At 73.7% G+C, this 17,918-nt stretch carries 19 protein-coding genes and 1 pseudogene; 9 read left to right on the top strand and 11 right to left on the bottom strand.

The features are described 5' to 3' along the window. The first annotated feature begins 26 nt into the window (after nucleotides 1-26). From J2S63_RS10425 to J2S63_RS10455, 7 genes are all read left to right on the top strand, one after another. Nucleotides 27-983, top strand: coding sequence for an ABC transporter permease (locus J2S63_RS10425; protein ID WP_310301832.1), 957 nt, complete (start codon nucleotides 27-29; stop codon nucleotides 981-983). Next, nucleotides 980-1,912, top strand: coding sequence for an ABC transporter permease (locus tag J2S63_RS10430; RefSeq protein WP_310301833.1), 933 nt, complete (start codon nucleotides 980-982; stop codon nucleotides 1,910-1,912). The genes J2S63_RS10425 and J2S63_RS10430 overlap by 4 nt, the downstream gene beginning before the upstream one ends. Beyond that, nucleotides 1,909-3,690: an ABC transporter ATP-binding protein gene (locus tag J2S63_RS10435; RefSeq protein WP_310301834.1), complete on the top strand. Its 1,782-nt coding sequence runs from the start codon at nucleotides 1,909-1,911 to the stop codon at nucleotides 3,688-3,690. The genes J2S63_RS10430 and J2S63_RS10435 overlap by 4 nt, the downstream gene beginning before the upstream one ends. 48 nt (nucleotides 3,691-3,738) lie before the next feature. After that, nucleotides 3,739-4,596 carry a beta-keto acid cleavage family enzyme gene (locus J2S63_RS10440; RefSeq protein WP_310301835.1) on the top strand — a complete coding sequence of 286 codons (858 nt, stop codon included), beginning with the start codon at nucleotides 3,739-3,741 and terminating at the stop codon, nucleotides 4,594-4,596. Nucleotides 4,597-4,630: 34 nt separating this feature from the next. Next, entirely contained in the window at nucleotides 4,631-4,807 is a 177-nt protein-coding gene (locus J2S63_RS10445) for a hypothetical protein (protein ID WP_310301836.1), read from the top strand. A 104-nt stretch (nucleotides 4,808-4,911) separates the two neighbouring features. Beyond that, a complete protein-coding gene (locus J2S63_RS10450; protein ID WP_310301837.1) occupies nucleotides 4,912-5,286 on the top strand; it encodes a TraR/DksA family transcriptional regulator in 375 nt (124 codons plus the stop codon). A 22-nt stretch (nucleotides 5,287-5,308) separates the two neighbouring features. After that, the gene (locus J2S63_RS10455; RefSeq protein WP_310301838.1) at nucleotides 5,309-6,628 is read left to right on the top strand and encodes an NAD(P)/FAD-dependent oxidoreductase; all 1,320 of its coding nucleotides are present in this window, start codon (nucleotides 5,309-5,311) and stop codon (nucleotides 6,626-6,628) included. Nucleotides 6,629-6,633: 5 nt separating this feature from the next. Here J2S63_RS10455 and J2S63_RS10460 read toward each other — a convergent pair whose 3' ends face one another. Genes J2S63_RS10460 through J2S63_RS10475 form a run of 4 tightly spaced genes read right to left on the bottom strand, consistent with a single transcriptional unit; the run spans nucleotide 6,634 to nucleotide 9,554 of the window. Continuing rightward, entirely contained in the window at nucleotides 6,634-7,356 is a 723-nt protein-coding gene (locus J2S63_RS10460; protein WP_310301839.1) for a hypothetical protein, read from the bottom strand. Continuing rightward, entirely contained in the window at nucleotides 7,353-8,129 is a 777-nt protein-coding gene (locus J2S63_RS10465) for a hypothetical protein (protein ID WP_310301840.1), read from the bottom strand. The genes J2S63_RS10460 and J2S63_RS10465 overlap by 4 nt, the downstream gene beginning before the upstream one ends. After that, nucleotides 8,116-9,264 (bottom strand): putative T7SS-secreted protein, encoded by a 1,149-nt coding sequence (locus tag J2S63_RS10470; RefSeq protein WP_310301841.1) that lies wholly within the window; start codon nucleotides 9,262-9,264, stop codon nucleotides 8,116-8,118. The genes J2S63_RS10465 and J2S63_RS10470 overlap by 14 nt, the downstream gene beginning before the upstream one ends. Next, nucleotides 9,261-9,554, bottom strand: a complete 294-nt coding sequence (locus J2S63_RS10475) for a hypothetical protein (RefSeq protein ID WP_310301842.1) — start codon at nucleotides 9,552-9,554, stop codon at nucleotides 9,261-9,263. The genes J2S63_RS10470 and J2S63_RS10475 overlap by 4 nt, the downstream gene beginning before the upstream one ends. A gap of 179 nt (nucleotides 9,555-9,733) precedes the next feature. Between J2S63_RS10475 and J2S63_RS10480 the strand changes: the two genes are divergently transcribed. Together J2S63_RS10480 and J2S63_RS10485 are read left to right on the top strand one after the other, a co-directional pair. Further along, nucleotides 9,734-11,623, top strand: coding sequence for a hypothetical protein (locus J2S63_RS10480; protein WP_310301843.1), 1,890 nt, complete (start codon nucleotides 9,734-9,736; stop codon nucleotides 11,621-11,623). Next, nucleotides 11,620-12,072 (top strand): hypothetical protein, encoded by a 453-nt coding sequence (locus tag J2S63_RS10485; RefSeq protein ID WP_310301844.1) that lies wholly within the window; start codon nucleotides 11,620-11,622, stop codon nucleotides 12,070-12,072. The genes J2S63_RS10480 and J2S63_RS10485 overlap by 4 nt, the downstream gene beginning before the upstream one ends. Before the next feature lie 51 nt (nucleotides 12,073-12,123). Here J2S63_RS10485 and J2S63_RS10490 read toward each other — a convergent pair whose 3' ends face one another. The 7 genes and pseudogenes from J2S63_RS10490 to J2S63_RS10520 all read right to left on the bottom strand — a co-directional run bounded on the left by J2S63_RS10490 (nucleotide 12,124) and on the right by J2S63_RS10520 (nucleotide 17,906). After that, complete coding sequence (locus J2S63_RS10490) at nucleotides 12,124-12,588, bottom strand: hypothetical protein (protein WP_310301845.1); 465 nt, start codon at nucleotides 12,586-12,588, stop codon at nucleotides 12,124-12,126. A 142-nt stretch (nucleotides 12,589-12,730) separates the two neighbouring features. Beyond that, on the bottom strand, nucleotides 12,731-15,466 hold the full coding sequence (locus J2S63_RS10495) for an ATP-binding protein (RefSeq protein WP_310306669.1): 2,736 nt from the start codon (nucleotides 15,464-15,466) through the stop codon (nucleotides 12,731-12,733). An 80-nt stretch (nucleotides 15,467-15,546) separates the two neighbouring features. Continuing rightward, the gene (locus tag J2S63_RS10500) at nucleotides 15,547-15,837 is read right to left on the bottom strand and encodes a hypothetical protein (RefSeq protein ID WP_310306764.1); all 291 of its coding nucleotides are present in this window, start codon (nucleotides 15,835-15,837) and stop codon (nucleotides 15,547-15,549) included. A 136-nt stretch (nucleotides 15,838-15,973) separates the two neighbouring features. After that, nucleotides 15,974-16,126 (bottom strand): annotated as a pseudogene (locus J2S63_RS10505) (MFS transporter); the annotation flags it as partial. Between the two features lie 38 nt (nucleotides 16,127-16,164). Continuing rightward, the gene (locus J2S63_RS10510) at nucleotides 16,165-16,455 is read right to left on the bottom strand and encodes a hypothetical protein (protein WP_310301846.1); all 291 of its coding nucleotides are present in this window, start codon (nucleotides 16,453-16,455) and stop codon (nucleotides 16,165-16,167) included. Between the two features lie 91 nt (nucleotides 16,456-16,546). Then, nucleotides 16,547-17,395, bottom strand: coding sequence for a hypothetical protein (locus tag J2S63_RS10515; RefSeq protein WP_310301847.1), 849 nt, complete (start codon nucleotides 17,393-17,395; stop codon nucleotides 16,547-16,549). Then, nucleotides 17,388-17,906: a SigE family RNA polymerase sigma factor gene (locus J2S63_RS10520; RefSeq protein ID WP_310301848.1), complete on the bottom strand. Its 519-nt coding sequence runs from the start codon at nucleotides 17,904-17,906 to the stop codon at nucleotides 17,388-17,390. Before J2S63_RS10520 ends, J2S63_RS10515 begins: the two co-directional genes overlap by 8 nt. Between the last annotated feature and the right edge of the window lie 12 nt (nucleotides 17,907-17,918).

The raw sequence follows: 17,918 nt of genomic DNA on the forward strand, positions 1-17,918 counted from the left end.
TCGAGGAGGTCGGAAGTGGTGAGGTCGTGCTGAAGCGTCTCCTGGTACGTCGGTTCGGTCTCGGCCTGCTGACGATCTGGCTGGTCTCGGTGCTCGTCTTCCTGGGCACCCAGGTGCTCCCGGGCAACAGCGCCCAGGCCATCCTGGGCAAGCGCAGCACACCCGAGCGGCTCGCGGCCATGGAGAAGCAGCTGCACCTCGACCAGTCGGTCCTGCAGCAGTACCTCAACTGGCTCGGCGGGATCCTCACCGGCGACCCGGGCACGTCCCTGGCCTCGCAGCAGCCGGTGTGGCACCTGCTGTCCGACAAGATCGTCAACTCGGCCGTGCTGATGCTGGTGGCGGCTCTCATCACGATCCCGTTGTCGATCCTCCTCGGGACGTGGGCGGCCGTGCGTCGCGACCGTGCCGTCGACCATGCCATCTCGACGACGACGCTGGTGCTCGCGGCCGTGCCGGAGTTCGTGATCGGCATCCTGCTCGTCCTCACGCTCGCCACGAGCGTCCTCCAGGTGTTCCCGGCGGTCTCCCTGCTCGCGCCGGGTCAGTACCCGTGGAACCACCCGGCGGTCATGGTCCTGCCTGCCCTCACGCTCATCCTCGCGGCCACGCCGTACATCAGCCGGATCATGCGCGGCTCGATGGTCGAGGTGCTGGAGAGCGAGTACGTCCAGATGGCCCGGCTCAAGGGCATGCCCGGACGGACCGTCATCTGGCGCCACGCGGTCCCCAACGCGCTGGTGCCGGCCGTGCAGGTCTCGGCCCTGATCCTGGCCTGGATGGCCGGCGGTGTGGTCCTGGTCGAGTACGTCTTCGCCTACCCCGGCGTGGGTGGCGCGCTCGTGGACGCGGTCGACAACCAGGACATCCCGGTCGTGCAGTTCCTCGCGCTGCTCGCGGCGGTCCTCTACGTCACGCTCAACCTGGCGGCCGACGTCATCAGCATCCTGCTGACCCCGCGAGCCAGGACGGCCCGAGCATGAGCATCCCGCTCGGAGAGAGCGTCGAGGTGGAGCCGACAGGCGCCGCCCTGGGAGAGGGAGTGGCGAGCACGAGCGGCCGGCCGCCCCGGCGTTCCGGGTGGGAGACGGGCAGACGCGCCCTGAGGCTGGGCCGCACGCGGGTCGGGCTCGGGATCTGGCTCACCCTGGTGACGCTCGCCGTGCTGGGGCCCTGGCTGGCGCCCTACTCGGCCACCGAGTTCGTCGGCATCCCGAGCACCTCGTCGGCGGCGCACACGCTCCTGGGGACCGACAACCTCGGGCGCGACGTCCTCAGCCGCTTCCTCAGCGGTGGCCGGTCGGTCATCGCGCTGTCGCTCGTGGCTGCCCTGATCGGCGTGGGCACCGGGACCCTGGTCGGCGTCGTGGCGGCGTACTTCCGAGGCGTGCGCGACGACGTCCTGATGCGAGCGGCGGACGTCCTGATGGCGTTCCCCCAGATCATCTTCGTGCTCGTCCTGCTGGCCGGCTTCGGCTCGAAGCTCTGGCTGCTCGTCCTCGCCGTGGGGATCACCCACGCACCCCACACCGCGCGCGTCGTGCGCGGCGCCGCCATGGACGTGGTCGAACGCGACTTCGTGAAGGCCGCAGAGGCGATCGGCGTGCCTCGGCGCACGGTCGTGCTGAAGGAGATCATCCCCAACGTCAGCAGCCCGATCCTGGTCGAGCTCGGTCTGCGCATGACCTACTCGATCGCCCTGATCGCCGGACTGAGCTTCCTCGGCTTCGGCCTCCAGCCGCCCTCGGCCGACTGGGGACTGATGATCAACGAGAACAGGCTGGCGATCGAGCAGCAGCCGTGGGCGGTGCTCCTTCCGGTGCTGGCCATCGGCCTGCTCACCGTGGCGTCCAACCTGGTCGCGGACGGCATCGCACGTGCCTCGATCGGCATCGACAGGAGCAACGGATGAGTGTCGGGCCCGCAGTCCTGACCGTCGAGAGCCTCTCGGTGGTGATCACCCGCACCGGCGACCACATCGTCGAGGAGGTGGACCTCACCGTCCGACCCGGCGAGGTCCTGGGTCTCGTCGGGGAGTCGGGCTGCGGCAAGACGACGGTGAGCATGGCCATGCTCGGACACACGCGCGTGGGTGCGCGGATCGACCACGGTCGGATCGCCGTGGGTGGGCGGGACCTCACGACGATGAGCGCGAGGGAGCTGCAGGGCGTCCGGGGTCGCACCGTGGCCTACATCCCCCAGGACCCGCCCACCGCGCTGAACCCGGCGCTGCGCATCCACCGCCAGCTCGAGGAGGTCCTCGAGGTGCACGCCCCCGACCTCTCGGCCGAGGAGCGCCGAGCGCGTGTCGTGGCGACCCTCGCCGAGGTGGCCCTCAGCGGCGACGACGAGTTCCTCCAGCGCTATCCCCACCAGCTCTCCGGCGGACAGCAGCAGCGCGTCGTCCTCGCCATGGCGTTCGTGGCACGGCCCCAGGTGCTGGTGTGCGACGAGCCGACCACGGGCCTCGACGTGACCACCCAGGCACGCGTGCTGGAGACGGTGCGCGAGCTGTGTCGCTCCCACCAGGTCGCTGCCATCTACGTCAGCCACGACCTGGCGGTGGTGTCCGGCATCGCCGACCGGGTCGCTGTGATGTACGCCGGCCAGGTCGTCGAGATCGGTCCTCGCGAGGACCTGTTCCATCGGCCGCGGCACCCGTACACGCGTCGACTGATGCGTGCGATCCCTCGCTTCGAGGGTGAGCAGGCGCCCCAGGGGATACCCGGACACGCGCCACGTCCCGGCGAGCGAGTGCTCGGCTGTGCCTTCGCGCCGCGCTGTCCACTGGCGACCTCCGCGTGCACCGAGCAGGTGCCGCCCCTGCAGACCATCGGGCCCGACCACGCCGTGCGCTGCATCCACCACGATCGGGCGATGGCCCTGTCGGCGACCGGTGTGGACCGGGTGACCGGCGCGGTGCCGGGTGACGAGCTGTTGCGTGTCGGTGCCCTGACCGCGTCCCACGGGCGGGTCCAGGTGCTCCACGGCATCGACCTCGACGTGCGTGCCGGTGAGTGCCTCGCCCTCGTGGGGGAGTCCGGCTCCGGCAAGACGACCACGGTCCGGTGCATCGCGGGCCTGCACCAGCAGTACGACGGCCTGGTCACGCTGGGCGGCGAGGAGCTCGCCCACACCCCCCGCCGCCGGACCGTCGAGCAGCGTCGCCGCTTGCAGTACGTCTTCCAGAACCCGTATGCCTCCCTCAACCCGCGCTACTCGATCAGGGACGCGATCGCGGTGCCGCTGAAGCTGTTCCACGGCCTGGGTGGGGCCGCCGCGGCGGCGAGGACCACCGAGCTCCTCGACCAGGTGGCACTGCCGGGGACGGCGGCGCGCCGCTACCCCGACGAGCTGTCCGGCGGTGAACGTCAACGCGTCGCCATCGCCCGCGCGCTGGCTGCCGACCCGTCCGTGCTGCTGTGCGACGAGATCACCAGCGCCCTGGACGTCTCGGTGCAGGCGACCATCATGGAGCTGCTGGCCCGCCTGCGGGAGGAGATGGGGCTGTCGCTGGTGTTCGTCACCCACAATCTCGCGCTGATCCGAAGCATCGCGGACCGCGTCGCGGTGATGCAGCACGGACGGATCGTCGAGGCGGGACCGGTCGCCGAGGTCCTGGACTCTCCCCGCGACGAGTACACCCGGCGACTCCTGGCCCACACGCCTCAGCTCGACGCCGCGCCCTGAGCGCGTTCGTCGACCACGACCGAGCACGACCGACCTCGAGGGTGACCGATGACCAGCACGAGTGTTCCCGCCCCGGCGACCTCCGGCGAGCCCCTGCTCATCACCGTGGCGCCCACGGGAGCGGAGATCGACAAGGCCGACGTCCCGCAGCTGCCGACCACGCCGGAGGAGGTGGCGAGGACCGCGGTGGAGTGCCGCGAGGCGGGGGCGGCGATGATCCACCTCCACGTCCGGGACTCAGAGCACCGGCCGACCCTCGACCTGCCGCTGCTGAAGGAGTGGGTGGCCGCGGTGCGGGAGAGCACCGACCTCGTCGTGCAGCTCTCGACCGGCGGCTCGGTGCACGACCCCTTGGACAAGCGGCTGCAGGTCCTCGATGCCGAGCCGGACTCCTGCAGCATCACGATGGGCACGACGAACTTCGGCGACGAGGTCTTCCTCAACCCGTGGCCGTTCGTCCGCGACCTGCACCTGCTCGCCCGCGACCGAGGCGTGGCTCCGGAGTACGAGCTGTTCGACCTCGGTCAGGTGCACGCGCTCCAACGGCTGCTGGACCAGCACGGGCTGCCGGTGGGGGAGCGGGTGCACGTCGATCTCGTCATGGGCGTGCCCGGCGGGATGAACGGGACGACCGACGCCCTGGTCGCGGCGGCACGGGACCTCCCGCCCGCCGTCACCTCGTGGTCCGCGACCGGCATCGGCCGGTCCACCATCCCGGTGATGTTCGGGGCGCTGTCTCGCGGCGGGCACCTGCGCGTCGGCATGGAGGACACGGTGACCTACGCGCGCGGTGTCGCGGTCCGGTCCAACGCGCAGCTGGTGGAGCGGGCGGCCCGGGCCGGTGTGCTGGCACAACGCTCCCCGATGGCGCCGGACGAGGCGCGCGCGATGATCGGTCTGCGATGAGGCAGGGGCGCCAGGACGTTGCTATGGTCCGGGCATGACGGCATACGACGTGGAGCAGGTGGCGGTGGCGTTCGCGCCCGCGCACATCCCGTCGCACGTGCCGTCCGGCGCTGCTCTGCTGGCCCTTCGGCTCAACGAAGAGGCACGCGGCATCAGCGGGCTCGACGTCCTGCGACGCAGCGTCGACCGCGCCCCGCCCGCCGTGTCCTGATCTCAACGCCCCCGCGTCGCCGCGCCAACGGCGCCGCTTCTCTGCGCGTCGCCCCCTCTCCGACGAGAGCGCCCGGGGCGGCGCCACGTTCATCAGGACTCGCCATGACCTCTCTCATCTCCCCGTCCACCTCGGCCGCACCCCCACGCCCCGGACCCGGCGCCGACCTGGTCGAGCTGCCGGAGCCCACCGGTCTCGACCTCACCTCGCCCACCGAGGTGGACGACCACCTGGCGGCCGTGGAACGTGCTCGCCAGCGCCAGCTCGACGCCATGCGCCCGACCCGGTCCGACCCCGTCGCCGAGGTGTGCCGCGCCAACTTGGAGCGCATCCTGGCCGACGTGCGGGCCGCCCGTGCTCGCGTGGCCTCGGGTCGGTACGGCACCTGCACCCGCTGCGGCCTCGCGATCGCCCCGGACCGGCTGGCACTGCGCCCGTGGGCAGCGGCGTGCACGCGGTGCACCGACGCCCAGCGCTGAGACGACGAAGGAGAACCGCTCGATGTCACGCCACGTCGCCGTCGTCGGCGCCGGGATGGTCGGCCTGTCCACCGCCTGGCACCTCCAGCAGCACGGCATGAAGGTCACCGTCCTCGACCGCAGCCACGTCGCCGCCGGCTCGTCGTGGGGCAACGCCGGATGGCTCACTCCTGCCCTGACCGCGCCGCTGCCCGAACCCGCCGTGCTGGGCTACGGCATCAAGGCCGTGCTCAGCCCGGCCTCGCCTGTCTACGTCCCGCTGCGCCCCGACCCACGCCTGCTGCGCTTCCTGGGCGGGTTCACACGTCACAGCACCGCTCGACGGTGGGGCGTGGGGATGCGCGCCTACGTGCCGCTCAACGCACGAGCGCTCGACGCCTTCGACGAGCTCAGCGACGCCACCGGGCGAGCCGACGGCGTCATCGACGGGGTCCCCACCGGCGCGGTCACCTTCCCCGCCGACCCGTTCCTCGCCTGCTTCCGGACCCCGGAGGAACGAGCGCCCCTGGTGGCTGAGCTCGACCACATCGACGCGGCCGGCCAGGAGGTGAAGTACGACGTCCTGACCGGCGACGAGGCCCGAGCCCTGGCGCCGGCCCTGTCAGGCCAGGTGGGGGCCGCCGTCCAGCTCCACGGTCAGCGGTACCTGCACCCGCCGGCCTTCCTCCAGGCGTTGGCCTCGGCCGTGCAGGCCCGTGGCGGACGGATCGTCGAAGCGGCGACCGTCACAGCGGTCGAGCCGGGTCCCGACGGGGTGTCGGTGACCGCTCGCGTCGACGACGCCCTCGACACGCCTGACCGGACGACCTCGGAGGTCCGCGCCCGGTTCGACGCCGTGGTGCTCGCCAACGGCGCGTGGCTCGGCTCCCTGGCCCGGCGGGTCGGGGTCCGGAGCGTCGTGCAAGCGGGCCGTGGCTACTCCTTCAGCGTCAGCAGCGCACAGGTCCCGGCCGGCCCGGTGTACTTCCCGAGGCAGAGGGTCGCGTGCACGCCACTCGCGACGGTCCACGGCCCCCGCCTCCGCGTCGCCGGGATGATGGAGTTCCGGGCGCCCGACGCGGCCTTCGACCATCGACGCATCACCGCCATCGTCGACTCGGTCCGGCCGCTGCTCACGGGAGTCGACCTCGACGACCGTCACGACGAGTGGGTCGGCTCCCGACCCTGCACCGCCGACGGTCTGCCCCTCATCGGCGCCACTGCCGCCCCCGGCGTGTTCGTCGCCGGCGGGCACGGGATGTGGGGCATGGCGCTCGGTCCGGTGACCGGCAAGCTGCTCGCCGAACGCATCGCCACCGGTCGCAACCCCGCAGAGCTCGTTCCGTTCGACCCGTTGCGCTGACCCGGTCAGCGGCCGCGGCCGAGGAGGCGTTGGGTGACCGGGTCCTTCTGGCCCTGGGCGCTGCCGGCGCGCGACATCGAGCGGAAGAGCGCGCCGCCGGCGTACCAGCTGACGACGATGCCGCCGAGCACGGCGACGGTGAGGGACAGGCTCTGGTCCTCGGGCCAGGGGCGGGCGCTGTAGTCGCTGGTCGCGATGCGCAGCAGCGCCAGCGGAGCCAGGAACGCGCCGGCCATGAGGCCGACCAGGGCGAGACGCCGGGGGTGGAGGTACCACGCGCGCGTGTCGACGGCGCGCTCCACGCCGCCCGTGCCCCAGTCGGCGGCACCGCCGTCCTGATCGGCGACGAGCCGGGGCAGCAGCTGCCACCAGCAGAAGGCGGACACGACCCGCCGGCCCGCGGCGACCACCGGGCGCGAGGCGACGAACGCCCCGACCACGAGCGCGGTCCCGGCGACCAGCGCCACGACCCGGAGCGCGGCCGGGCTCCCGTGCCACGCGGCGGCGGCGAGGGCGGCGACGCCCGCCACGCCCAGCAGCCAGCAGCCGACCCCGGCGCCGAGGCGCTGGGGCGAGGAGAGCTCGGCGTCGAGGGCCTTGGTCGCGCGCGAGCGCTCCCACAGCGGCGGGGCGGTGAGGGCGCCGGCGGCGTGCGCCTCGGTCGCCTGCTCGGCGCCCTGCACGTGCGGCCACGCCTCGGCCGACACCAGGGCCGGTCGGTCGGTCATCGCTGCTCCCTGCCACGATCCATGCCCTGATCATGCAGCAGGCCGGTGGCGTCGAGGACGACCGTGCCCTCGGGCAGGTCGTCACCGCGCCGCCACGGCCGCGCCCCGATCGTCAGGTGGGCCTGGGCGAGCGCCATGACGGGCCGGTCGGCGAGCGTGGGGCACAGGCCGGTGGTGACCAGGACCCGGTTGCTGTGGTCGGGCAGGGCGCCGAGGTGCATCACCGCCTGCACGACGCCCGGGTCGTCGGGCTCGAGTCCCGCCGCGGTCAGGGGCGCGAGGTCGACGTCGTAGGCCGCCGCCCGTCCGTGCAGGGCGAGGCCGGACCGGCCGTCGGCGGTGGTGAAGCTCTCGACCAGCTCGGCCTCCGCGCGCGCCTCGCTGCCGACGTAGGCCTCGATGACCGCGACCGGGTCGAGGTCGCTGGTGCCGGGCAGCACCACCTGCTGCAGCAGGAAGACCCAGACGGTCAGGTCGTCGTCGGTGAGCGTGAGCCGCCCCGTGTCGTCGTACGACGGCTCGCGGTCCTGGCGGACGGCGAGCATCGCGCCGGCGGCGTCGAAGGAGCGACCGGCCAGCGCGGAGCGCAGCCGTCGGTGGACGTCGTGCAGGTGGGCTCGTGAGATCTCGTCGAGTCCCGGGGTGTCGTCGAGCAGCCGGTCGAACCACGCGGTGGCGGAGGCGTCGTCCTCGAAGGCGGCGAGCTCCACCCACCCGGCGGGCACCGGGACGAGGAGGGCGGTGTCCCCGGTGTCACGCTCAGTCGTCGTCACGGGCCTTGCGCCATCCGTCGGCGAGCTTGTCGTCGTAGTAGGTGTGGCCGCCGAGCAGGCTGAGGATGCCGTCGGTGGCGTCCTTGCTGTCCTTCATGCGCAGCGCCATGAACCCGCCGAGGGCGGGGACGAAGAGGTCGTTGACCGAGAGGGCGACGGTGGTCGGGCGCGCGATCGAGGCGACGCCTCCCTGGATCGCCATCGCGAACGGCCCGGTCTCGAGCGCGGCCTTCATCGTGGGGGTCGCGGCGCGGACGACCGCACCGAGCGCTGCGCCGGCGCCGAGGCCGACCAGGCCGGTGAGGAAGGCCTCCTTGGCGCCGGGCCTGCCCATCAGGGCGTCGATGCCGGACATGCCGGTGTCGAGGACCGAGGCGAGCAGGGCGGCGGTGACCAGCCAGCCGGCGCCGGGCACGAAGAGCGCGGCGATGGCGAGCACGATCGCCGCGACCGCGACGATCTTGTGCAGGATGTCCCACCAGTTGTCCTTGACGAACTCGATCACGTCGCCGAGGAAGGTGGTGACGTCCTCGACGACGTCCTTGAGCTTGTCCCAGAAGCCGGGCTCGTCGGGGGCGGCCTTCATCGCGGTGTCGAGCGCGCCGGCCGCGGTCACCGCCGAGTGGGTGACCTCCTCGGCGAGCGAGCGGGCGCGGGCGAGCACCTGCTCGAGCTCGTCCTGCCGGGCGCCGCGCGCCGCCGACAGCGCCTGGTGCCGGTCCTGCCAGTGGTCGCGGGCCTGCGCGTCGGCGTCGCCGGTCGGCTTGGCCCCGAGCCCGTCGAGCGAGGCCGACGCCGCGTCGAGCCGCCGCCGGGCCTCCTCCGCCTCGCGCTCCAGGGCGCGGGCCCGGGACTGGTAGCCGTCGAGCGACTCCACCCAGTGGTCGAGCGCGCGGGAGGCGGTCGAGAACGCCTCGTGGGCCTCGGTGATCCGCGGGGCGAAGTCGGCGCTCATCAGGTCGCGGTAGGCGTCGGCCGCCTTGCCCACCCACTGCGCCTGGCCGTCGCCGCGGACCAGGTGGGCCACCTCGCCGAGCGCGTGCGTGACGTCGCGGAGCGTGCGGGCCATGTCGCGGCCCGGGCCGACCTCCCCGGGCGCCGGGTCGAAGCCCAGCGCGGGGTAGGTCCCGCTCACTGCGCGTCCTTGTCGAACGACCGGGCGAGCTCCTGGTCGAGCTCGGTGAAGGCCTCGACCGCCGACTGGAGCGCGTCGCCGCACGAGCCGCTGAACTCGCCCAGCTTGCCGATGCCGTAGTCCCACTCGTCGCCGAAGTCGCGCAGCTTGCCGACCAGCCGCTCGACGCCCGCGGCCTCGGCCGGCAGGTCGCGCATCGCGCGGCAGGACCGCGTGAGCAGGTCCTCGATGTCGGCGATGGTCGCGCGGCTGCGCGCCAGTGCCCCGAAGTCGACGTACAGGTCTGCCATGGCTCCCCCCAGAGATGGTCCAGTGTCGGCTATGTCCCGGATCAAGACGATGGTCCCACAGGGTGTGGATGGTCAAACCCCGATCACGGGCGGCCGGCGTCCCCGATGCTGTAACCGCCGGCGGCCCAGGTCGTTGAGACCTCGGTGGCGCCGCCACCTCGCCTCTCGGAGGGAACCACATGCACCTGCCTCGCCGCTCCAGCTGCTCGTCCCGCCGCCTGCTGACCGTGGGTACGGCGGCCGCCGTCGCCTCGGCCGCCCTCGTCGCCCTGGGCTCGGCGTCGCCGGCCACGGCCGCCTCGGACCTCAGCGTCCCCTCGCGCCCGGGCAGCGTCAGCACCACGTGGAAGGGCACGGCGCCGTTCAACAACGGCAACTCCGGCCTCGTCTGGGGCCAGGTGGGCGTCGACGACCCGACCGGCGCCTGCGACCCCAGCCACCCGACGCTCAACAGCCAGCACCAGGTGAAGGTGTCGTTCCCGTCGCTGCCGGCGTCCTACGAGACGCTGGTGCGCTTCTCGGTGAGGTGGACCGACGACGCCGGCGGCAACACCACCAACGACCTCGCGATGTACCTCTTCGGCCCCGACGGCAAGCTGGTCGCCGCCGCGGACGGCTCGCAGAACCTCGAGGGGATCAACGTCACCGCGCGCAAGCCGGGCACCTACAACGTGCTGGTGTGCGCCTTCCAGAACCCCCCGACCGGCACGCCCTACACCGGCCGCGCGACGGCGTACACGATCAAGCCGGGGACGGTCACCGCCTCGACCGTGAAGGCGCCGACCTACCACCAGTACAGCGCCCCGGCGGGTGTGGCCGACAACGCCGGCGAGCCGAGCATCGGCAGCAACTGGAAGTCGGGCAAGACGCTCTTCACCAGCAACACCGACGAGTACGCCGTCACGTTCAACGACGCGAAGCGCACCTCGCACTGGAAGAACGTCAACACCGACCCGACCGACCCGTCGAACAAGATCTCGCTGGACCCGATCGGCTGGACCGACCACACCACCGGTCGCACGATCGTCAGCCAGCTCTACCTCGCCTGCTCCGCGACGGCCTACTCCGACGACGACTTCGCCACCCCGGGCAAGCCGTCGCAGGGCTGCGGCACCGGCATCAACGGCTTCGACCACCAGACCATCGGCGGCGGCCCCTACCCCAAGGGCATGTCGGGCAGCTACCCGCACGCGGTCTACTACTGCAGCCAGGGCGCGGCCCTCGTGCTGGGCAAGGCCTACTGCTCCCGCAGCGACGACGGCGGGGTCACCTTCGGCTCCCCGGTGGCGCTGTGGAACACCGAGTGCTCCGGCATCCACGGCCACGTGCAGGTCGGGCCCGACGGCACGGCGTACGTCCCCAACGCGGTGTGCGGCAACCGGCAGGGCGTCGCGGTCTCGCGCGACGGCGGGCAGACCTGGAAGGTGCGGACGATCCCGCACAGCATCGCCGGTCAGTCCGACCCCTACGTCGGCATCGGGCGCGACAACACCCTCTACGTCTCCTACGCCGACGGCACGGGCGAGGCGCGGGTGGCGATCTCCCGCGACCACGGCGCCACGTGGGCGCGCAACCTCAACGTGGGCAGCCTCGCGGGCATCCGCAACACCGAGTTCGCCATGGTCGTGGCCGGCGACGGCAACCGCGCGACGGTGGCCTTCCTCGGCACGCGCACCCCGGGCTCGACCCAGGCGGCGTCGTTCGGCAAGTCGGCGGACGGCACGACCTACACCGGTGGCACGTGGCACCTCTACCTCGCCACGACCTACGACCGCGGCGCCACGTGGAAGATGGTCAACGCCACCAGGGGCAACCCGGTGCAGCGCGGCTGCATCTGGAACTCCGGCGGCAGCAACCCGTGCCGCAACCTGCTCGACTTCAACGGCATCACGATCACCAAGGGCGGCCGGGTCATGGTCGGCTTCGCCGACGGGTGCGTGGGCTCGGTCTACGACAAGGCCAGCAACTGCGTGGCCAGCACCAAGGTGGCCGCCAACGGGCTGACCAACCACGGGGCGATCGTGCGTCAGGTGGGCGGCCGCACCCTCTTCCGGAGGTACGACGGGTGAGCACGTCTGCGCGGATCGCGGTGGCGCTGGGCCCGTTGCTGGGCGTGCTGCTGCTCGCCGGCTGTGGCGGCTCGGGGGACGGGACCGCAGAGGCCGCCGTCGACACGCCGGCGTGCCTGGCGAGCCTCACGCCGACCGCGGTCCCGAAGGACGGCTCGTTCCCGGAGGACTGGCCGTTCCCCGACGGCACGGTCGTGACGGGGACCGAGCAGGTGCCCGGCGGGGGCCTGGCGGTCACCGCGCAGGTGGGCGCCGAGTTCAACCAGGTGCTGCCGTTCATGCAGCACGACCTCGAGGACGCCGGGTTCGTCGCCACCAAGGGCGAGGCCGAGCGCGACGACGCCGAGGCGACCTGGGCCGGCCACGGCTGGTCCGGCACCTGGGCGATCAAGGAGTCCGAGACCTGCAAGGGCACCACCCTGCTCCAGGTGGCCGCCGTCGAGCAGTAGTCCCCACCACCCGGGCCGCCCGTCAGCGTCCTCGGGTGGTGGGGACCGGGCTCACCCCTCGTGGACCGCGGTCACGGTGAAGGTCAGCGTCACCGTGTCGGTGGGGGAGACACCGGGCGGCAGCGGCTCGCCCGGGTCGCCCAAGTCCGAGAGCAGTCCCGTCCCCGACTGGTGGCAGGTCCACAGGTCGCCGGACGGACCGGTGCTGCCGTTGCCCTTGACCATCGTCTCCGGCGGGAAGAGGTAGGAGCCGGTGGTGTCGTCGTACGCCGAGAAGGTGAAGGAGGTCGGGACGAGGGTCCCGGACCCGCCCGACACGATCTTGCCGGCGCTCCACCCGCCGTCGGCCCGGGTTCCGGGGGTCCGGATCACCACGTCGCCGATCCCGTCGCACTGGTAGGTGTCGCTGCTCTGTCCCAGCCCGGCCGGGTTCTCGGCGTACGCCGGCACCGTGGCCATCGACGCCGCTGCCGCGACCGCGATCCCCACCACGGCGATCCGCTGCTCGAGTCTCATCCTTCGTCCTCTCGGTCGTGGCCGGATGGGCCCCCTGGCCCCACACCCCACGGGCCGGCCGGGCCTCACGCTAGGTCGGCGAGAGGCGAGCGGGCACTGGGGAAAACCACACACTTTGGGGGGCGGGACCGGGAGGGGGGAATCAGCGCAGGCGGGACGCCAGGCCCGCACGGGAGCGCACGCCGACCTTGGCGTAGACGCGGGTCAGGTGCGCCTCGACCGTCCGCAGCGAGATCGAGAGGGCCGCGGCGACCTCCTTGTTGGACAGGCCCTGTACCACCAGCGTGGCCACCTGCTCCTCCGCCGGGGTGAGCGCGCCCGCGCTGCCGGCCCGTCCGCTCACCCGGGCCAGCTCGGACTCCGCGGTCGCGACCCAGCCGAGCGCCCCCATCTCCCGCAGGTCGAGGACCGCCGCGGTGAGGGTCTCGCGCGCCAGGCGCCGCCGGCGGGCCCGGCGCAGCACCGCGCCCAGGGTCACCCGGGTCCTCGCGGCGTGGAAGCGCATCCCGACCGACGCGAAGGCGGCGACGGCGGCCTCGAGCTCCTGGGCCGCGCGGTCGAGGTCGCCCTCGGCCTCCGCGAGCACCCCCGCGGCCCGGCGGGCCATCCCGGCCGAGGACGAGAGCCCCGTGACGGCGGCCCAGGCCCTCAGGTCCTCGAGCCGCTCGCGGGCCCGGCAGCGCTCACCGGTCGCGACCAGCGCCTCCACGAAGTCGCCGAGGTAGCGCCACTGCCGGGGGACCGACAGCTCGCGCGAGCGGGCCAGACGGTCGCAGGTCTCGAGCTGGCGGCGGGCCTCCTCGGCGTCGCCCCACCAGAGCTCGAGCCTGCCTCGGGCATGGGCGAGCATCGCGCAGCTCCACTCGTCGAGCTCGGCGTCCGCGGCGAGCTGCCCCTCCCGGCGTCCGGCGGGGAGGTCGCCGGCGTGCGCGGCGGCGAGGACGGCGAAGGCGGCGGCGATGCCGACCCGGCCGTGCTGCTCCAGCTCCTCGGCCAGCGTGCGGGCGCGGGTGGCGAGCCGGCCCCCTTCCTCGACCCGGCCCAGCCAGAGCGCGAGCTCGGCGCGGTGGCCGAGGACGTCGACCAGGGAGGCCAGGTCCCCCACCTGCTCGGCGCGGGCGTGGCAGGTGTCCAGCAGGGTGTCCGCCTCGTCGAGGCGGTCGAGGTACTTGATGCACTCGGCGTAGCAGGTCTCCGCCGCCCACGCGACCGGGGGCGGGTCGGCGAGGGTCCGCTCCAGCTCCATCGCCTCGAGGATCTCCGCGGGCATCCCGTCGCCGCGGTGAAACCGGGCGAGCGCGATCTCGCGCAGCGCCTGGGCGCGCAGCCGCGGGTCGTCCTCCGGACCAGCGGACAGCAGGGTGAGCGCCTCCCGGGCGTGGGACAGCCGCTCGGCCGCGTCGGCATGGCTGCGGTCCACGAGCGCGAGGTGCGCTGCGGCCGCGACCAGGGGAGCGTCCCCGGCCTCCTGGAGGGCGGCGCGGGCCTCCCGCTCGGCGGTCGTGGGCCCCTCGAGCTCGTAGAGGACCTCGCTGAGGGACACCCGCGTCGTCGCCCGGTCCGCGCCCGGAGCGAGCTCGTCGCGCAGCCGCTCCAGGACGTCCCGTGCGCCGTGGAGGTCGCCCGCGTCCACCAGCGAGGCTCCGACCAGGCGGCCACGCCGCGCGCGGTCGGCCACGTGCTCGAGCGGCGTCAGGTCCCGGGCCAGGGCACCGAGCTCGGCCGCCCCGTGCGGGGCGCCCCGTCCTCGGGCCCGCAGCGCCGCGCGCTCCACGACGGCCGCGACCTCGGCGTCGGTCCCCTCGCAGGCGCGGGCGCGGTGCCAGGCCAGCTCCTCCTCCTCGAGCGGCAGCTCGGCGAGGCGGCGGTGGACGGCCCGGCGATCGGCCGGAGCGAGGTCGCCGAGGAGCGCGGCGGCGTAGAGCGGGTGGGCGAAGCGCACCGCGGACCCCGAGGTCAGCACGAGCCCGGCTCGCCGAGCCTCGGCGAGGTGCTCCGCGACGCCGGGTCCGCAGCACCGGGTCAGCAGGTCGACGGTGGGTCGGGCGACCGCGGCGGCGTGGGCGAGCACGTCGCGCACGGCGTCGGGCAGCGACGACACGCGCTCGGCCACGGAGCCGGCGAGGGCGTCGGAGGGCACGAGCTCGCTCAGCCGGTCGGAGGACCACTCGCTCTGCTCGGCGACCGCGCGCGCCAGCTCGAGGGCCAGCATCGGGTTGCCCGACGCCGCGCGGTGCACCCGGAGGGCCAGGGAGTACGACGACGGCTCGCCCAGCACCGAGCGCACGAGTCGCACGCCGGCGTCGACGGGGAGGGGGCCGACGGCCAACCGGTCGCCGAGGGCGGCGAGCTCCTCCTCCACCGGCTCCCGCACCGTGGCCACGAGGCTCACCCGGCCGCGGAGCCGCCGCACCGCGTAGGTGAGCGCAACCAGGCTCTCGCGGTCGACCCACTGCAGGTCGTCGACGGCCAGCAGCAGGGGGCGGTCGCGCCCGGCACGCTCGAGGAGCTCGCGCAGGGCGACCGGCACCGCGGCGACCGTGGCGCCGGCGCCGGCCGGCGCACGGGTGAGCAGGGCGACCTCGAGCGCCGCCCGGTGGTGGGCCGGGAGCCCGTCCAGGTGGGCCGGTCCCAGCCCGGCGACCACGTCGCCCAGGGTCACGTAGGGCAGGGACTGCTCGATCTCGGTCGCGCGCACCCTGACCACGCAGCGCCCCGCCACCTCGGCGCGGCGGGCGAGGGCGGCGAGCAGCGTCGTCTTGCCGATGCCGGCGGGCCCGGTCAGGAGCAGTGCGCCGGCGCCGGCGGTGCCGAGGTGGTCGACCAGGACGGCGATCTCGTCCTCGCGCCCGAGGGGCTCCGGGAGGTTGTCGACCACGTCCCACCTCCGGCCCGAGCATCGGCACCCGGCCACCGACCTCTTCCTGGATACCAGAAGTTCGGCCGGTCGACCCTGGATCAGGTCGCCTCGGCGGTCTCCCGGCCGGCGTCGCCCGGCATGACGAGCCCGGAGAGCAGCAGGGCGAGGGCGATCACGGCCGAGAGCGGGACGTAGGAGGTCAGGCCGAGCAGCAGCACGCCGACGACGAACGCCCCCGAGCTCGAGGCGTTGAGCACCCGGCGGCGGAAGATCCACAGCGGGAGGACCGGCTCGGCGGCCCGTGCCTCGACCGCGACGAACGAGACCAGGAGCACCGCGGCGGCGGCGAAGATGCCGAGCCCGAGGGGGGAGCCCCATTCCCAGCGCACGCCGCCCTCGAGGAGGCCGAGGAGGTCGAGGAGCAGCAGGGTCCCGCCGGCGGCGAGGAGCCCGGCCCCGAGGTACGACGGAGGCCATCGCCGAGACGCTGGCGAGGTGGCCCTGCACCTTGGCGCGCTCGGCCATCGAGTAGATGTCGCCGACGATCGTCATGCCCATCGGCTGGACGGCGCCGGCGCCGAGCCCCTGCACGAGGCGGAAGACGATGAGGGCCGGCATGCTCCAGGCGAGCCCGCACAGCAGCGAGCCGACGACGAACAGCCCGATGCCGAGGAGCATGACCGGCTTGCGGCCGGGTGGTGTGTTCCCGCGGGCGGTCAGGCCGCGGCCGGCACCCAGGCGGAGAACCCCGCCGCGGGGAGCCGGCGGCCACCGGGCGTGGGCTCGACGACCCGGGCCGGAGGGGCCACGGCGACGCCGGCCGGCTCGAAGCGGTGCTCGCCGGCCGCCATCGCCAGGCGGAACGCGGTGAGGATCGGCAGGGTCGGGTCATGGTCGGGACCGAGCACGGGACGGCGGCGGGCCTCGCGGAGGCGGGCGACGAAGGCCTGCTCGATCTCGGTCATCGTCGCGCCCGGCGTGGTGCCGAGGACGTCGTGGACGTTCATGGGCCTTCTCCCTTCCGCTCTCCCGTGCGTGTGTCCTGCTCAACGAGGCGTACGGCGGGCGGTCACGGGGGGCCGGGTAAAGGAACGTCTGTCAGCGGTCTCCGATCCTGACCGAGTCGAGCAGCGCCTGCGCTTCGGCCCGGTGGTGCCCCTCGGGGTCGAGGTCCCAGCTCGCGACGAGCATGGACGCCGGTCCGGGACCTGGCGTCAGGACGTGCCAGAGGTCGAGCGTCGCCTTCCCGCCCCAGCCGGGGGCGATCTCCACCCCCCCGACCACGGAGCGCAGCTGGTAGGGGATCCCGCTGGCGGTGGGGCAGCCGCCGTCGGTCTCGAGACGCAGGTGGACCGCCGTGGTGCCGAAGGCCCTGACCACCCGTGGCGCCTGGAGCACCCGGGCGCGGGCGAGCCGGCGCAGCGGGGCGACGTTGGCGACCAGGCGGGACGGGTCGGCCCCGAGGGCCGCGAACCTGCGGCTGCTGCAGGGGGCGAGCCGCAGCCCGACGTCGGGGAAGAAGAACACGGCCGCGCCGTACTCGTCGCGCATGTAACCGTTCCACCGCAGGCCCATCCCCGACTCGAACCACTCCCAGTGGTCGCTGGGGGCGTCGAAGGTCAGGGACAGCCCGTCATAGCTGAGCTTCTGCGGCCCCGCCAGCAGGACGCCCTCGCCGAGTGAGTCCTTCATCCGCAGGCTGTCGTACCACGTGGTCGTCCGGGTGGGGGACGGCGACTTGGCCGGCGTGGGGCTCGCGTCGTCGCGACCGCCCGTCGATGCGGCGATCCCGAACCCGGCGACGACGGCGAGCGCGAGCGCACCGACAGCGGTCGCCGTACGGCGGCGGCGCAGCCTGCGGCCGCGACGGTCGAGCTCGGCGAGGTCCGGAAGGTCGAGACCGAGCTCGGCGCGCTCGCGGAACTGCTCGATCCTGAGCTCAGACATGACGCACCTCCTGCTCGGTGGACAGCGCTCGGGCCAGGGACTCCCGGCCGCGGCTCAGGCGGGACTTGACCGTGCCCTCGGGGAGTCCGAGCTCGCGCCCGACCTCGGCGACGGACAGGTCGGCGAGGTGGTGGAGGGCGACGACCTCGCGCTGGTCGGCGGGCAGGGCGCGCAGCGCCTCGATCACGTCGAGGCGGTCGTCGAGCCCCGGGACATCCTGGGGCTGCTCGAGGCGCTCCTTGATCCGCGAGAAGTTGCGCAGCTTGCGCCACCGGCTGCGGTGCAGGTTGATCGCGGTCGTGCGCAGCCACGCCTCGGGGTTGGCGGTGCGCGCGAAGCGCTGGCCCGCGGCCGCGGCCCGGACGAACGCCTCCTGCACCAGGTCCTCGGCCTCGACGCGGTCACCGGTCACGCCGTAGAGCTGGACCACCAGACGCCGATAGCTCAGCAGGAAGACGTCCTCGAGCCGGTGCCCGGCGGGGACGAGCTGCTCGGGGATCGGAGTGTCCATGTCGTGCCCCTT

This window comes from Nocardioides marmoribigeumensis (assembly GCF_031458325.1).
GTDB lineage: Bacteria > Actinomycetota > Actinomycetes > Propionibacteriales > Nocardioidaceae > Marmoricola_A > Marmoricola_A marmoribigeumensis.

Coding starts and splice junctions, on each gene's coding strand:
- J2S63_RS10490 (WP_310301845.1), bottom strand. CDS start 12,588: ATGAGACTCGAGCAGCGGATCGCCGTGGTGGGGATCGCGGTCGCGGCA.
- J2S63_RS10515 (WP_310301847.1), bottom strand. CDS start 17,395: ATGTCTGAGCTCAGGATCGAGCAGTTCCGCGAGCGCGCCGAGCTCGGT.
- J2S63_RS10440 (WP_310301835.1), top strand. CDS start 3,739: ATGACCAGCACGAGTGTTCCCGCCCCGGCGACCTCCGGCGAGCCCCTG.
- J2S63_RS10480 (WP_310301843.1), top strand. CDS start 9,734: ATGCACCTGCCTCGCCGCTCCAGCTGCTCGTCCCGCCGCCTGCTGACC.
- J2S63_RS10460 (WP_310301839.1), bottom strand. CDS start 7,356: ATGACCGACCGACCGGCCCTGGTGTCGGCCGAGGCGTGGCCGCACGTG.
- J2S63_RS10475 (WP_310301842.1), bottom strand. CDS start 9,554: ATGGCAGACCTGTACGTCGACTTCGGGGCACTGGCGCGCAGCCGCGCG.
- J2S63_RS10455 (WP_310301838.1), top strand. CDS start 5,309: ATGTCACGCCACGTCGCCGTCGTCGGCGCCGGGATGGTCGGCCTGTCC.
- J2S63_RS10445 (WP_310301836.1), top strand. CDS start 4,631: ATGACGGCATACGACGTGGAGCAGGTGGCGGTGGCGTTCGCGCCCGCG.
- J2S63_RS10430 (WP_310301833.1), top strand. CDS start 980: ATGAGCATCCCGCTCGGAGAGAGCGTCGAGGTGGAGCCGACAGGCGCC.
- J2S63_RS10520 (WP_310301848.1), bottom strand. CDS start 17,906: ATGGACACTCCGATCCCCGAGCAGCTCGTCCCCGCCGGGCACCGGCTC.
- J2S63_RS10510 (WP_310301846.1), bottom strand. CDS start 16,455: ATGAACGTCCACGACGTCCTCGGCACCACGCCGGGCGCGACGATGACC.
- J2S63_RS10435 (WP_310301834.1), top strand. CDS start 1,909: ATGAGTGTCGGGCCCGCAGTCCTGACCGTCGAGAGCCTCTCGGTGGTG.
- J2S63_RS10450 (WP_310301837.1), top strand. CDS start 4,912: ATGACCTCTCTCATCTCCCCGTCCACCTCGGCCGCACCCCCACGCCCC.